Genomic DNA, 14,368 nt, shown 5'->3' with positions numbered 1-14,368 from the left:
AACTCAGCTTATTTTCGTTGAGTCAGTCATCATGGATATATGAACGCTAGTTAGTGTTCACCTACTGATGATGACTGCTTTTAAAGCAGCATACTCTTGTCATCTATAGCCAACAAGAGTAGAAATGTATTTCCCTAACTAGTTGTTGAATAAATAATCATGAATCTACAAAAAGGCCGTTATCGTCACTACAAAGGCCCTGAATACCAAGTTATTGATACCGCAATACACTCAGAAACAGAAGAAGTATTTGTGCTTTACAAGCCTTTATATGGTGAAGGGAAACTATGGGTAAGGCCTTACGATATGTTTTTTGAAAACGTTGAATTTGAAGGTAAGCAAGTGCCCCGATTTGCATTTATCGAGGCACCAGCGCAGGAAGGTTAAATATTTTGCCCCATATCAATGGCTGGCATGTCGCAGCTAGGCGTGCCAACCACTTTTGCCGGTACGCCAGCCACTGTAGTATGAGCTGGAACAGACTCTAATACTACGCTACCAGCACCCACTTTAGCGCCGCGGCCAACTTCAATGTTACCAAGGATTATAGCGCCGGCCCCAATCAATACGCCGCGACGAATTTTTGGGTGGCGGTCACCACGATCTTTACCAGTACCACCTAAAGTTACCGACTGCAAAATTGAAACTTCATCTTCAATAACTGCGGTTTCACCCACCACAATACCGGTGGCATGATCGAGCATTATGCCTTTACCAATTGTTGCAGCGGGGTGAATATCTACCGCAAATACCGCCGAGATTTGGTTTTGCATATAACGGGCTAAGGCGAGCCTACCCTTATGCCAAAGCCAATTAGCCACGCGATGGCCTTGCAAGGCATGAAAACCTTTTAAGTAAAGTAAGGGAATAGCGTAATACTTAACCGCGGGGTCACGGTCTTTTACCGCAACAATATCTGCAGCTACGGCTTCTAAAATGCAAGGATCTGCCAGCAAAGCTTCTTCAATAAACTCACGCAGCAAAATCGCTTGAACCGTTGAGCTATCAAGCTTACTAGCCAGCTGAAAACTTAATGCCGAAGACAAACTGTGATGATTAAGAATGGTAGAGTAAAAGAAACTCGATAGCATTGGCTCATCTGCCGCCATGCGGGTTGCTTCATCACGGATTTGTAACCATACCGTCTCAGCCAGAGTTTGTTTGATTTGATAATCCTTTACCTTTGCCACTACTTCACCTTACTCAAGATCTAATTTCTTTTCTTGCGGAACCACCGATTGAGGGTCTTGATGGATCAAAACGTCTGCCTCTGGCCACTCGACCATAAACGCATCTTCAACTTCATCGGCAATTCTATGCGCTTCATGCAGGCTAAGCTTATCATCTAGCTCCAAATGAAGTTGTATAAATTTAGTCTGCCCAGATTGGCGGGTGCGAATATCATGAGCACCTAATACACCATCCACCGCTAAAGCAGTGTTAAACACTTGTTTTTGAAAGGCCTCTGGAAGCTGCCTATCCAACAAGTTTTGTACCGACTCTTTACCGATGCCAAAAGCGCCATAACAAATGTAGATGGCAATAAGCACGGCAAACAAGCCATCTGCCCAATACCAGCCATAAAAACTCAACAGCAAAGCTACCAGCACCGCAATGTTCATGTATATATCCATGGCATAGTGCATCGAGTCAGCTTTAATTACAGCGTTATTTGTTTTAGCGATAACGTAGCGTTGGAACATCACCAAAGCAAAGGTGATAACTGTAGATATCACCATTACTGTAATGCCTACGGCACTGTGTTCAATAGCTTTGGGATGCAGCAGCTCATTCACACCACCAAACATCAACATTAAGGCGGAACCGGTGATAAAAGCCGCTTGAGCTAGGCCGGCTAAATGCTCTGCCTTTCCATGGCCAAAGCTGTGTTCTTTGTCGGGGGGTTGCAGAGCATAGCGCACTGCTAACAGGTTCACCAAAGACATAGCTATGTCCATCAGCGAATCAATTAAGGAAGCTAGAATACTTACAGCGCCAGTATATAAAAATGCGGCGCTTTTAATAACAAGCAAGGTCACCGCTACACAAGTTGCAACCCATGTAGCTAAGGTGACCAAGCGCTGATAACGTTGCTTATCCACTTTACAAATTCTTTGGAAGGTTTTGTAAAGTATAACGTTTAGTGCATGTTAAAGTTGAGCTTTTTTATCGCCCTTCTGCATACGCTTTTGCTGTTTTTCCATCTTTTTAGCGCTTAACTCTTGGTATTTCTGCTGTTGCTCAGGGGTTAGCACTTGATAGATTTTCTGCTGAGCTTGCAACATATTTAGCATACGAGTTTGATGCTTAGCTTGTTGAATATCAATTAAGGCCTGTGCCGCTTCTTGGTCAAAGCTGGCAGCAGTGATAATTTCCATGCGTTGGTGGTACATCGCTTGGCGCTGCTCTTGATCTGCCTTAGGTTTATGCTGTTGCATAATCTCTTTTACTTGAGCTTTTTGCTCATCACTTAAGTCTAGCTGCTTCATCATTTTCATAGCTGGGTGGCCGCCACGTTGCTTACCTTCACTATTAGATTTAGCGGCAAAGGCTACAGGGGCAACAACAAGTGCGCCAACAAGGGCAGTAACTAGTAACTTTTTCATTTTCTTTCCTCAGGTCTGTTCGGTCATTTGTAGTCTACAAAAGCCAATGCAAACTAACCGCAGCAAAGTGTAAAGCTATGTAAAAGCCGAACATTAAGCACGGCAAAGCGCTGTGAGTTTTGTACAATTTGCTTATTGATGTTGAATAGAGAATCGCCCAGTGGATTTACTACTTATAGATGACGACAAAGAACTGACCGAGTTACTCGGCGAACTCTTAGAACTAGAAGGATTTAGTTGTGAGGTATGCAACGACGGTTTAAGCGGCTTAGCCAAGCTAGCCGAAAAGCGCTACGACTTAGTACTGCTCGACGTAATGATGCCAGGCAAAAATGGTTTTGAAGTGCTAAAAGAATTACGTAAAGACAACCAGCAACCGGTATTAATGCTTACCGCCAAAGGTGATGAGATAGACCGAGTGCTGGGTTTAGAGTTAGGCGCCGACGACTACTTAGCCAAGCCCTTCAGCGAACGAGAATTGCTAGCGCGCATAAGAGCCATTTTACGTCGCACTCAAAACAGTCTGCCAGCCGACCCTAAACAAGACCTTATTTGCCACCAAGATCTGACCCTCTCGGTTGCTAAGCAGCAAGTACACTGTGATGAGCAAGAGTTAGAGCTCACCAGTACCGAGCTGTTATTGCTACAACACTTGCTAGAGCAGCCAGGCAAGCTATTAGAAAAAGATAGCCTGAATCAAAAAGTATTGGGCAAACGCCTACAAGCGTTTGATCGCAGCTTGGATATGCACATTAGTAATTTGCGTAAAAAGATCCCTGCTCGCAAAGACCAACTGCCGCGTATCAAAACGGTAAGAGGCAAAGGTTACATGTGGTTAGAGTGGTAATAATGAAGCGCTTAATCAACAATCTATTTGTAAAAATCTTCATCTCATTTTGGATGATTTTGCTGGTTACGGCCTTTGTGTCGATTAACCTGTCCAGAATGCTTAGCGAAGACAACTTCAAAGCGCCTAAATGGGCGGTAAAAAACTTACATGAATTTGCCCTACGTATAGAGCGTAACCCTGAACGCATGTTAAGCCCGCGTTTAGAGCCCCACCTTAAATCACGTTTTGGTAAACCCTTTATCGTTAATAGCGAAGGTGAAGTGGTAAACCGTGAAAACATCAGCCGGGGCATGAGGCGCTTTTTAGTTAACCACGACAATATTGAAGACCCTCGAATCATGCTCGATAAAAAGCATATTTTGATTGGTCCGCAAGCGCTTACCATTGATAACCAGCGTTACCTGCTCTACGTAGAACGCCGAAGTAACCCAGAACAGCTGCACGCTATCCGTAACTTTGGTGTATCACCGTGGTTTTTGTCGCTAGTAGCCGTGGGTTTAAGTTTAGCGCTTTGTTTCTTACTTACTCGCCACATCGTAAGGCCGCTTAAAAAGCTGCAATCTGCCGCGAATAAGGTGTCTCTCGGATATTTAGATACACCATTACCGGAGATCAATCGTGGTGATGAAATTGGTCAACTGTCTGATAGCTTGCAGAGAATGGTAGACACCCTTAATCAAGCCATTAGCAACCAACAACGCCTGCTTAGCGATATTTCTCACGAGCTGCGCTCGCCGCTTACTCGCTTAAACATGGCACTCGCGCTACATAAAAAACGCCAGCAAGTGACTCCCGAAGTGGAACGAATTGAGCGAGAATCGCAACGCCTAGCCGAAATGATTGACGCCTTGCTGTCTTTATCGCGCATGCAAGTTAATGCTAAACAACAAAAAATGACCTTGCAGGAACTCATTGAAGACTTAGTTAGCGATTGTGAGTTTGAAGCAGAACAGTTAAACAAACAGTTTAGTGCCAACTACCCCCAGCAACTGAGTGTGATTTGTTACCCAGAGCTCCTCGCATCGGCACTTGAGAACGTTTGTCGCAACGCCCTTAAATACGCAGATCGTAAGGTTAAACTAAGCGCTAGTGTGCAAGAAAACTTGCTCACCTTGATTGTGCGAGATGACGGCCCAGGACTTCCAGATGACGAACTAAATAGCATTTTCCGACCATTTTATCGTAGCGGTGAAGCACGAGACCGTGACAGTGGCGGAGTAGGTTTAGGCTTGGCGATTGCCGAATCGGCGATTCGCCAACACGGTGGCAGCATTAGCGCCAGCAATCATTCGCGTAAAGGGCTAGAAGTTAGCCTACGCTTGCCACTACAATAGCGCTTTTCGCAGCCACTTGGATTAATCATGATTAACATTGTGCTATATCAACCAGAAATACCGCAAAACACCGGCGCAATTATCCGTTTAGCGGCGAACAGCGGTTGTAACTTACATCTTATCGAACCTTTAGGGTTCGCCTGGGATGATAAAAAAGTTAAACGTGCCGGCTTGGACTACCACGAGTTTGCCGAGGTAAAACGCCACCCCGACTACCAAGCCTTCTTAAACAGCGAGCAGCCTAAGCGCTTGCTTGCTTGTACCACCAAAGGCAGCGGTTTTCATAGTGACTTTGCTTTTGAAGCGGGTGATTATCTAATGTTTGGCCCAGAAACACGCGGCCTACCCGATGAAGTGCTAAATGAGATAGATGGTCAATTTAGGCTGCGCATTCCAATGTTGGCAGACAGCCGCAGCATGAATTTATCAAATGCCGTTTCGGTGTTTGTTTATGAAGCTTGGCGCCAATTGGGTTACATAGACGGCGTGTAGATAGTGCTAAGTGCTAAGCCTTAAACCAACGCTGTTGGTTTAAGGCTTGGTAACAAATCCAGCCTAGGCTTAAACCCCTAATCGCCATAAAGCCGCTCATTGCTAGCCATAAAGCGTGATTACCCCAGCTTTGCGTAAACCACCAAAGCGGGAAGAAACCGGCAAAACTGGCCAACAGCATCGAGTTACGCATAATCCGCCCCTCAGAAGTAGCAATGAAAACCCCATCTAAGATAAAGCACCACACCGAGACTAACGGCAGCAAAATCATCCAATTAAGATAGCTAGCCGCAGTGTTGCGAATTTCAGGTATATCGGTAAGCAACGCAACTAATTGCTCACCCAGTACTCCAAATACCAAACTAAAGCCAATGCCCGCCACTAAGGCTAACTGCAAACACTGTTTAATAGTTACCACAAACAAGGCGCGGTCATTTTTGCCCTTTGCTTTACCCGCTAAGGCTTCTACGGCGTAAGCTAAACCATCTAAAGCAAAAGAAACAAACATCAAGAAGTTAAGTAATACTGCGTTGGCCGCAACAATGTGGTCGCCCAAACGCGAGCCTTGAAAAGTGATGAAGGCAAAACAAGCTTGCAAGGCCAGTGAGCGCAAAAATATGTCTCGGTTTAGCGAGAATAGTCCCGCCAAATGCTGGCGATTAAAATCGGCCCAACAATCCTTTAATGACGGTAAGGCATTAAATCGTGTTAAAAACTGCTTGCGGCACAACGCCAAGCCAACTGCCAATGAAAAATAATCGGCAATCACACTGGCTAAAGCAGCACCCTGCACTTTCCAATCTAGCCCCACAACAAACAGCACATCCAAGGCAATGTTGGTGGTATTAGCCACAATCAGCAGTAACATGGGGGCTCGAGCATTTTGCATGCCCAATAACCACCCCAGCAACACCAGATTTAACAATGCCGCAGGCGCGCCCCAAATGCGGGTAGAAAAATACTGCGCCGCATAATATTGAACTTGTTCACTGCCTCCGGCTAAAGCCAAACCAAGTTGCAATATCGGCTGTTTTAACAAAAGCAAAGCCAGGCCAATGATTAACGCAATACAGGCAGAGTTAAATCCCACCCTTTGCAAAGCTTGCCGATCATCTGCACCAAAAGCTTGCGCACTTAAGCCTGTGGTCGACATGCGTAAAAAGCCACATAACCAATACACCAAGCTAATCATCATTGAGCCTAAAGCGACCCCACCAAGATAATAAGCATGATCTAAATGGCCAATAACAGCCGTGTCCACCAGCCCTAATAAAGGAATAGTGATGTTAGATAAAATCATTGGCACGGCAATGGCCGCAATGGCGGAAAAACGCGAAACAGACATGAAAGGGAAACTAAGCAGGCGATAGCGAGAGTGTAAGAGTTAGTTACACTCTCGGCAAGACTTTAAAAGCTAGGGACTGTTTATAGCAAAGCAAACAACCAATGGTCTGCCAACAAGGCAACAAACAACAACATCAAATACACTATCGAAAAGGCAAATAGGCGCATTGCGTCACGCTGGTTATCTCCTTTATACAGTCGCCAAGCTAAGTGCATAAAACGCAAGTTGAGCGCACAACTTAATACGAGATAAAGCACCCCGCTCATACCTACTAAAAAGGGTAGCCAAGCAACAGCGAATAGTAAGAGAGAATAAAGAAGTATCAACTTTTTGGTAAAGCCAACACCGTGGGTAACCGGCAGCATTGGAATATTAACCTTGGCGTAATCTTCACGGCGAGCAATTGCCAAGGCCCAAAAGTGTGGCGGAGTCCAAGTGAATATTAGCATTACTAGCAATAAGGGCTCAGCCGATATGGCGTTGTTTACTGCCGTCCACCCCAACAATGGAGGCATAGCACCTGCTAAGCCGCCAATTACGATGTTTTGCGGCGTTGCTCGTTTAAGCCAAAGGGTATAAATCACCGCATACCCCACCAAGCTAGCTGCAGTTAGCCAAGCAGTCAGTGGATTAACCCACCAATACAACATGGAAAAACCTACCACTGATAACAGTGAGGCCCATAGCAAGGCCTGCCAATTGGCTATAGCACCAGTAGGCAAAGGGCGTTTATGAGTGCGTGCCATTGCTGCATCTGCTTCGCTATCAATGTAGTGATTAAAGGCGGCAGCGCCCGCGGCCATTAAACCTATGCCTAAGTTACCTACTAGCAGAGCTTGCCAAGGCGGCAAACCAGAAGTTGCCAAGCAGGCACCCACTACCGCAGTGAGCACAATTAATGCCACTACCTTTGGCTTAGTAAGCTTATACAAGGCTCGCCAATTAATCCCTTTAGTCAATGAACTTGGCGGATTAAGCGTGTTCAACTTCGCCATAATGCGTCTCCTTTTGCTCAAGGTATGTTGCTACAGCTCCACCTTGATAGTGAGCCAAGATTAAACTGATTAAACTTAACAGCAGCATGACAGCAACTAAATTGTGCGCCACCGCGATGGCCAGCGGTACTTGCCAAAGCACATTGGCAACCCCCAAGCCCACTTGGGTAAACAATACAAAGATTAACCTAGAAGCACGCCCCCGCTCCATATCACTATGTCGACGCTGGATGTAACTCAAGGCTAAAACGAATAGGTAAATGGCTGTGACCCCTGCCCAAATCCGGTGTGTTACATGAATGGTTTTACGTTGCTCGTGGCTTAGCACCCCAAACTCGTAATCATTGCCACTAGTTGCAGGCAAGGGATCAAACGCTTCTAACTGATAAGAACCCAGCCACTCTTCATGACAAAGCGGTAAACCCTGACAAGAAATTGCCGAATAGTTGGCCGACGTCCAACCGCCCAGCGCGATTTGCACCACCAGTACCAATAAACCCAGCCACAACCACCGTCCACTCCGCTGCGGTTTACCAAAAGGTCGCTTAGCAATCATCAACCAAGTGAACAGTAAAGCCAGCATCGAAAAGCCACCTAACAGGTGACCCATGACCACAATCGGCATTAAACCCAACGTTACAGTTAGCATGCCTAATATGGCTTGAAAGCCAATCAATAGCACCGACGCCAATGCCAATAAGCGATGTTGCTTTTGCCAAAATGCTAGAGCAGCTAAAGCTACTACCAATAAACCCAAGGTGCCGGCAAAATAGCGATGAATCATTTCGTTCCATGCTTTGTGGGTTTCGAGTGGCCGCTCAGGATAAGCGTTTGCCGCGTGTTGAATGTGTTCCTCGCTTTGAGGAACCACTAGCTGACCATAACAACCGGGCCAATCAGGGCAACCCAAACCCGCATCGGTTAAACGGGTGAAAGCGCCTAAGCCAATCACCACCACGGCAAGTAAAATAGCTGCAATTAATCCCTTTTGCATATGCTGTCCTTAAGCCCTATTGAAACCGCGAGTTTTTGATTAATCGTTTCAAATCGGTAATTAGTCCTTTAACTTGCTCATCACCTTGAGCGGGCTGGTAACTCAAAATCACCCAACCGGTTGGGTCTACAACCAACCACTGCTGGTCGTAGTCGGCTAATTGTTGATTCGCCTGCCCTAGCGTCATTTGCTCAAGGCCATCGTTAATCTGTTCCAATTGCTCACCAGAAGTAAGGGCGACCTTTTGGGTTTGCTGTTTGGCTATGCCTAAGGCTAACCAAGCATTATTGAGTTTATTCAGTTGTTGCAAACAGGCTTGTGAGCAATCGCCATCAATCACTTGTGCAATCGACCACTTACCAATCGGGTAGTTTTCTATCTGCATTGGCGGCTCAAACCACTCTCCATGACTTAGTGCACCGGGTTCATACCAGCCCATTTTAAGTACCACCCAAGCTAAAATAAGTGGCACTAAAAATACCGAAGCAAGTAACAACATGGTTTTTTGGTGACTTCTCATAAACCTTCCTTGTTTCTGTTTTGCTTACAAAAATAAATAGTTAAGCCAGCCGCAACCAGGGCCATTAATAGCCATTGCAAAGCGTAGCCTTGATGCTTTTGCGGCGATATAGAAACCAATTGCGTCGAGCTATGTTCAAGCTGGCTATCTAAAACAAAGGGCAGTAAATCAATACCCCAATAATCGGCCAAGGCGGCGATATTTATTTGTTGAACTCGCAAGCCCTGCGGTAATTCTTCCAACCAATGCTTTTGCATAAGCACCACAGGTAAGCTGATTTCTCTTAAACGATAACGCTGAGCTAATGCATCGGCATTAAGCACATCAGGCAAAATACTTCGGTCTAAACCTGCAGGCTGCCAAGCTAAGCGCACCAATACATTACCTTGCGGAGTGCTTGCCAGTGTATAAGCGTCGTAGCCGACCACACCGTCGTTCACTTTATTGTCTAGCCATAGATACTTATCCATAGCGGTAATACTGCTTACCGTCACCAGCTGAAATGGCTGCACACCAGAGCGAAGCGCTTGCTCTAAACTGCTTTCTTGCAAAGATTGCTGCTGGTATTGATCTAATAACTGCTGTTTTTGTTCACTGCGTTGCCATTGCCACAAGGAAAGCTTGACCATTAGCCCTATCAGCGCAACCATAAGCACAACAAACAGTATCAAGCGGTAAGACACTGTTTTTTTATCAGCCTGTTGAGAGAGCTTAGTTATGGTCATAAAACTGCTAATTACCGCGTTAATCCTGTTTGTGGTGGTGAACATGTTGTTTGCTTTACGGGTAATGCTAAAGGGCGGAGAAAAACCAATGACCCATTACTTGGGTAAACGCTTAGTTTTTAGCGTGTTGGTTATCCTATTGGTTTTACTCGCCATGGCCTTGGGCATTATTCAGCCCAACCCACGCCCTTACTAAAGCACATAGACAAAAATAAACAGACACAACCACACCACATCTACAAAGTGCCAATACCAACTCGATGCCATAAATGCAAAGTGACTCTTACCGGTAAAGTGGCCTTTTAGTACCCGCAAAAACATCACCGTAAGCATGATGGCGCCCAAAGTAACGTGTAAACCGTGAAAACCGGTGAGTAAGAAAAAGGTATTGCCATAAATGCCTGAATCAAGGCGCAAGCCTAATTCCTGATATGCATGAATATATTCTTCAATTTGGAAAAATAAGAAAGCAAAACCTAGCACCAAGGTAATGGCTAACCACATTTTAAGTGGCCCACGTTTATCTTTCTCTAAACTCACATGAGCAAAGTGCAAAGTCACTGACGAAATCACCAGTATTACAGTATTCAACAGTGGCAAGCCGAACCAGCCCATCGCTTGGGTTGTTGTACCGCCGGGCGTTTCAACTAGCGGCCACATGGCAGTAAACTCTGGCCATAACACCGCGCCAGTCATTTCATTATTACCAGCACCGCCCAACCAAGGCACAGCAATCATTCTGGCGTAGAATAACGCTCCGAAGAATGCACCAAAGAACATTACTTCAGAGAAAATAAACCAACTCATGCCTTGGCGAAAAGAGCGGTCCATTTGGGCACTATATAAGCCATCCATACTCTCCTGGATAACATTGCCAAACCAACCAAACATCATGGTAACAATTACCACAAAGCCACAAGACAATATCCATAGGCCGTAACTTTGTTCACTGCCCATTTGTTGAACAGAAAACCCAGCGCCCATTGCAATTAGGAATAAACCCACCGCGCCAACAATTGGCCATATACTTTGTGCGGGAACGTAATATTTCTCATAAGGCTGCGTCATTGCCCACCTCTCCATCGGCACTTACTTGTGCAGTTTCAGATTCAATCGGCTCGCCCTCTACAGCAAATAAGGTGTAAGCCAAGGTTAAGGTATTTATATCTTTAGGTAACTCAGGATCTACATAGAAGAACAATGGCATGTCTTGTTGCTGACCCGGAGCTAGGGTTTGCTGCTCAAAACAAAAGCAGCTGACTTTTTTTAGATGATTGGCCGCCAAACCAGGACTAACCGAAGGAACCGCCTGCACAGTGCCACGTTTGGGAGTAAGGTTACTGGCACTAAAATCAACCTGTAGAGTCTCACCTGGATGGACTTTTACTTGGTTAACCTTAGGGCCAAACTTCCAATTAAGCCCTTGCGGTACATAGCTAATAAACTCCACGGTTACGGTGCGCTGTTGGTCAGTAACAAGGCTTAATTCACTGGCTTCTGTAGCTGTTTTGCCGTTAATGCCGGTAACCTGACAAAACACGTCATAGAGCGGCACCAAGGCGTAACCAAAGCCGAACATAGCCACTACTACAAGCAGCAGCTTTGTGACTAAACGGCCATGGCCAAGCATATTATTTAATCTCCGGCGGTGTAGAGAAACTGTGGTAAGGCGCTGGCGATGGCAATGCATCCCATTCTAAGCCCTCTGCGCCTTCCCAAGGTTTAGCCGGAGCAGGTTCACCGCTTCGAATACACTTGATAACCATGTACAAGAAGATGAATTGAGACAAACCAAAGGCAAAGCCACCAATACTCACAATGGCGTTAACATCGGCAAACTGCAGGGCATAGTCTGGAATACGCCGTGGCATACCACCTAAGCCTAAAAAGTGCATAGGGAAGAACAGCACATTCACCGAGATAAGCGAACACCAAAAGTGCAACCTACCCAAACCTTCGTCGTACATGTTGCCAGTCCACTTGGGTAGCCAATAATAAGCAGCAGCCATAATCGAGAATACCGCGCCAGTTACCAATACATAATGGAAGTGCGCCACCACAAAATAAGTGTCGTGATATTGGAAGTCCACCGGCGTAATCGCCAGCATTAATCCCGAGAACCCACCTATGGTGAACAGCACAATAAAGGCCAGTGCGAATAACATCGGCGTTTCAAAGGTCATTGAACCGCGCCACATGGTGGCTACCCAGTTAAATACCTTCACCCCAGTAGGCACCGAGATCAGCATGGTACAAAACATGAAGAACAACTCAGCCGCAACAGGCATACCAGTAGTAAACATATGGTGCGCCCACACAATGAAGCTTAAACCAGCAATAGATGCAGTGGCGTAAACCATCGAGGCATAACCAAATAACCTTTTACGAGAGAAGGCTGGAACAATCGCCGAGATAATGCCGAATGACGGCAAAATCATAATGTAAACTTCGGGGTGGCCAAAGAACCAGAATATGTGCTGAAACAGTACAGGGTCTCCCCCGCCGGCGGCATCAAAAAACGACGTGCCAAAATACTTGTCTGTAAGCACCATGGTCACTGCACCCGCTAATACCGGCATCACAGCAATCAACAAAAATGCGGTAATAAACCAAGTCCACACAAATAGCGGTAACTTCATGTAAGTCATGCCGGGTGCACGTAAGTTCATAATGGTTACAATCACATTGATCGCCCCCATAATCGAACTGATGCCCATAATATGCACCGAGAATACAAACAAGGCAGTACTATCAGGGCTGTAGTTAGTAGAAAGCGGTGCGTAGAAAGTCCAACCAAAGTTGGGGCCACCGCCTTCCATAAATAACGAAGCTAACAGCATGGTGAAAGCAAAAGGTAGAATCCAGAAGCTCCAGTTATTCATCCGAGGTAAGGCCATATCTGGCGCGCCAATCATCATTGGAATCAGCCAGTTAGCCAATCCAGTAAAGGCTGGCATTACTGCACCAAACACCATAATAAGGCCATGCATGGTGGTCATTTGGTTAAAAAAGTTAGGTTCAACCAGCTGTAAGCCAGGTTGAAACAGTTCTGCGCGAATAACCATAGCCATTGCGCCACCGGTAATAAACATGGCAAAACTGAACCACAAATACATAGAGCCAATGTCTTTGTGGTTAGTGGTTAATACCCAACGCATAAGGCCGCGAGGGGCGCCGTGATGGTGCTCGTCATGGTCAGCATGAACGTCACTAATCGTGCTCATTATTTCTCTCCCTACTGCGCTGCGTTTTGCACGGCCACAACATCCTTGGCCTGCACTAAATCACCGGTATCATTACCCCAAGCATTGCGCTCGTAAGTAATTACAGCAGCCAGTTCTTTTAAACCTAGCTGTTTACCAAAGGCTTGCATTGCAGTGCCTGGTACCCCGTGTACAACCACTTCGATGTGTTTAGTTACATCCCCCACCGCAATTGGGCTGTCTTTAAGACCAGGGAATACACCCGGTAAACCTTCACCATTAACTTGGTGACAAGCCGCACAGCTTTTGTCGTAGACTTTTTTGCCCAGCGACATCAGCTCATCTTGTTCCATGGTCATAGCCACCAGCTCCAACTCTTGGGCTTTCTTAGCTAGATAAGCCGCTTCTTCTTCGGCTAACCAGGTATCGTAGTCGGCCTGAGTTTTAGCAATAACCACAATCGGCATAAAACCGTGGTCTTTACCACATAACTCAGCACACTGGCCGCGGTATATGCCGGGTTTATCAATGATGGTCCAAGCCTCATTAATAAAGCCTGGGTTGGCGTCTTTCTTAACTGCAAAATCAGGTACCCACCAGGAGTGGATAACATCTTCTGAAGTCATCAAGAACCGCACTTTTTTATCGATGGGCAATACCAGCGGACGGTCTACCTCAAGCAAGTAGTTTTTGCGTTTTTCCAGCTTGCCGTTAACTTCATCCATATCAGATGCCAGCACACTGTAGAATTCCAGTTCACGGTCAAAGTATTTGTAATGCCACTTCCACTGGGACCCTGTTACTTGAATGGTGATATCGGCATCGGAAGGATCTTCCATGGCCAACAGGGTTTTAGTGGCAGGAATCGCCATCCCTATCAAAATAATGAAAGGAACGATGGTCCAAATAATTTCTACTTTGGTACTTTCATGAAATTGAGCCGGCTTGGCCCCTTTAGACTTGCGATGATGAAAAATAGCCCAGAACATGGCGCCAAACACCAGCACCCCAATAGCACAACAAATATAAAAAATTGTCATGTGCAGGCCATAAACCTGCTCACTAATGGCGGTAACACCCGGACGTAAGTTGAATGACATTTCTTGCGCAAATACTTGCGACGAAAAGAATGTCAGCATTATTAGCTGAATCCATCGGCCCACAGCGCTCTCCTTTGCTAGTAGCCAACGACAACAACTCTCCAAACTAGGAAAGTAGCTGCAGAAAAAGGGAAATCCCCCACCCCAAAAGTAGTAGACAGCAACAGCTAAATACAAGCTACTGCTTATAAATTAACCCCTAAG

Annotated in this window: 17 protein-coding genes; 5 read left to right on the top strand and 12 right to left on the bottom strand. The window is 45.8% G+C overall.

Features of this window, described 5'->3' with window-relative positions; translation table 11 throughout:
* Nucleotides 1–159 precede the first annotated feature (159 nt).
* Complete coding sequence (locus tag K5609_RS01950; RefSeq protein WP_221075743.1) at nt 160–387, top strand: DUF1653 domain-containing protein; 228 nt, start codon at nt 160–162, stop codon at nt 385–387.
* Here K5609_RS01950 and cysE read toward each other — a convergent pair.
* The 3 genes from cysE to K5609_RS01935 are packed head-to-tail and all read right to left on the bottom strand — an operon-like array spanning nt 384 to nt 2,606.
* The gene (gene cysE / locus K5609_RS01945; RefSeq protein WP_221077190.1) at nt 384–1,154 is read right to left on the bottom strand and encodes a serine O-acetyltransferase; all 771 of its coding nucleotides are present in this window, start codon (nt 1,152–1,154) and stop codon (nt 384–386) included. The two genes, K5609_RS01950 and cysE, sit on opposite strands and share 4 nt — an antisense overlap.
* A gap of 45 nt (nt 1,155–1,199) precedes the next feature.
* Nucleotides 1,200–2,102 (bottom strand): cation diffusion facilitator family transporter, encoded by a 903-nt coding sequence (locus K5609_RS01940; protein ID WP_221075742.1) that lies wholly within the window; start codon nt 2,100–2,102, stop codon nt 1,200–1,202.
* 48 nt (nt 2,103–2,150) lie between these two features.
* Nucleotides 2,151–2,606, bottom strand: coding sequence for a Spy/CpxP family protein refolding chaperone (locus tag K5609_RS01935; RefSeq protein WP_221075741.1), 456 nt, complete (start codon nt 2,604–2,606; stop codon nt 2,151–2,153).
* A 160-nt stretch (nt 2,607–2,766) separates the two neighbouring features.
* Between K5609_RS01935 and K5609_RS01930 the strand changes: the two genes are divergently transcribed.
* The 3 genes from K5609_RS01930 to trmL are packed head-to-tail and all read left to right on the top strand — an operon-like array spanning nt 2,767 to nt 5,282.
* Nucleotides 2,767–3,453 (top strand): response regulator, encoded by a 687-nt coding sequence (locus K5609_RS01930; protein ID WP_221075740.1) that lies wholly within the window; start codon nt 2,767–2,769, stop codon nt 3,451–3,453.
* 2 nt (nt 3,454–3,455) lie between these two features.
* A complete protein-coding gene (locus tag K5609_RS01925; protein ID WP_221075739.1) occupies nt 3,456–4,790 on the top strand; it encodes an ATP-binding protein in 1,335 nt (444 codons plus the stop codon).
* Between the two features lie 27 nt (nt 4,791–4,817).
* Nucleotides 4,818–5,282, top strand: coding sequence for a tRNA (uridine(34)/cytosine(34)/5-carboxymethylaminomethyluridine(34)-2'-O)-methyltransferase TrmL (trmL, locus tag K5609_RS01920; protein ID WP_221075738.1), 465 nt, complete (start codon nt 4,818–4,820; stop codon nt 5,280–5,282).
* A gap of 13 nt (nt 5,283–5,295) precedes the next feature.
* Here the strand turns inward: trmL and dinF are convergent, their stop codons facing one another.
* From dinF to K5609_RS01895, 5 genes are all read right to left on the bottom strand, one after another.
* A complete protein-coding gene (dinF, locus tag K5609_RS01915) occupies nt 5,296–6,627 on the bottom strand; it encodes an MATE family efflux transporter DinF (RefSeq protein WP_221075737.1) in 1,332 nt (443 codons plus the stop codon).
* An 80-nt stretch (nt 6,628–6,707) separates the two neighbouring features.
* Entirely contained in the window at nt 6,708–7,622 is a 915-nt protein-coding gene (gene cyoE, locus K5609_RS01910) for a heme o synthase (RefSeq protein WP_221075736.1), read from the bottom strand.
* On the bottom strand, nt 7,600–8,616 hold the full coding sequence (locus K5609_RS01905; protein ID WP_221075735.1) for a COX15/CtaA family protein: 1,017 nt from the start codon (nt 8,614–8,616) through the stop codon (nt 7,600–7,602). The genes cyoE and K5609_RS01905 overlap by 23 nt, the downstream gene beginning before the upstream one ends.
* Before the next feature lie 16 nt (nt 8,617–8,632).
* Entirely contained in the window at nt 8,633–9,136 is a 504-nt protein-coding gene (locus tag K5609_RS01900) for a hypothetical protein (protein ID WP_221075734.1), read from the bottom strand.
* Nucleotides 9,133–9,861 (bottom strand): SURF1 family protein, encoded by a 729-nt coding sequence (locus K5609_RS01895; protein ID WP_221075733.1) that lies wholly within the window; start codon nt 9,859–9,861, stop codon nt 9,133–9,135. The genes K5609_RS01900 and K5609_RS01895 overlap by 4 nt, the downstream gene beginning before the upstream one ends.
* Here K5609_RS01895 and K5609_RS01890 point away from each other — a divergent pair.
* Nucleotides 9,854–10,057 (top strand): DUF2909 family protein, encoded by a 204-nt coding sequence (locus K5609_RS01890; protein WP_221075732.1) that lies wholly within the window; start codon nt 9,854–9,856, stop codon nt 10,055–10,057. The two genes, K5609_RS01895 and K5609_RS01890, sit on opposite strands and share 8 nt — an antisense overlap.
* Here the strand turns inward: K5609_RS01890 and K5609_RS01885 are convergent.
* From K5609_RS01885 to coxB, 4 genes are read right to left on the bottom strand one after another with little or no spacing between them, the layout of a single operon-like run.
* A complete protein-coding gene (locus K5609_RS01885) occupies nt 10,054–10,929 on the bottom strand; it encodes a cytochrome c oxidase subunit 3 (RefSeq protein ID WP_152783580.1) in 876 nt (291 codons plus the stop codon). The two genes, K5609_RS01890 and K5609_RS01885, sit on opposite strands and share 4 nt — an antisense overlap.
* Nucleotides 10,913–11,491: a cytochrome c oxidase assembly protein gene (locus K5609_RS01880; RefSeq protein ID WP_221075731.1), complete on the bottom strand. Its 579-nt coding sequence runs from the start codon at nt 11,489–11,491 to the stop codon at nt 10,913–10,915. The genes K5609_RS01885 and K5609_RS01880 overlap by 17 nt, the downstream gene beginning before the upstream one ends.
* A 1-nt stretch (nt 11,492) precedes the next feature.
* A complete protein-coding gene (gene ctaD, locus K5609_RS01875) occupies nt 11,493–13,085 on the bottom strand; it encodes a cytochrome c oxidase subunit I (protein WP_016399731.1) in 1,593 nt (530 codons plus the stop codon).
* A gap of 11 nt (nt 13,086–13,096) precedes the next feature.
* Nucleotides 13,097–14,203, bottom strand: coding sequence for a cytochrome c oxidase subunit II (gene coxB / locus K5609_RS01870; protein WP_484765268.1), 1,107 nt, complete (start codon nt 14,201–14,203; stop codon nt 13,097–13,099).
* Between the last annotated feature and the right edge of the window lie 165 nt (nt 14,204–14,368).

The sequence above is a fragment of the Agarivorans aestuarii genome (genome assembly GCF_019670125.1).
Classification (GTDB): Bacteria; Pseudomonadota; Gammaproteobacteria; order Enterobacterales; family Celerinatantimonadaceae; genus Agarivorans; species Agarivorans aestuarii.
The sequence above is the reverse complement of the archived record's forward strand: the minus strand, read 5'-3'. Positions and strand labels throughout refer to the sequence as shown.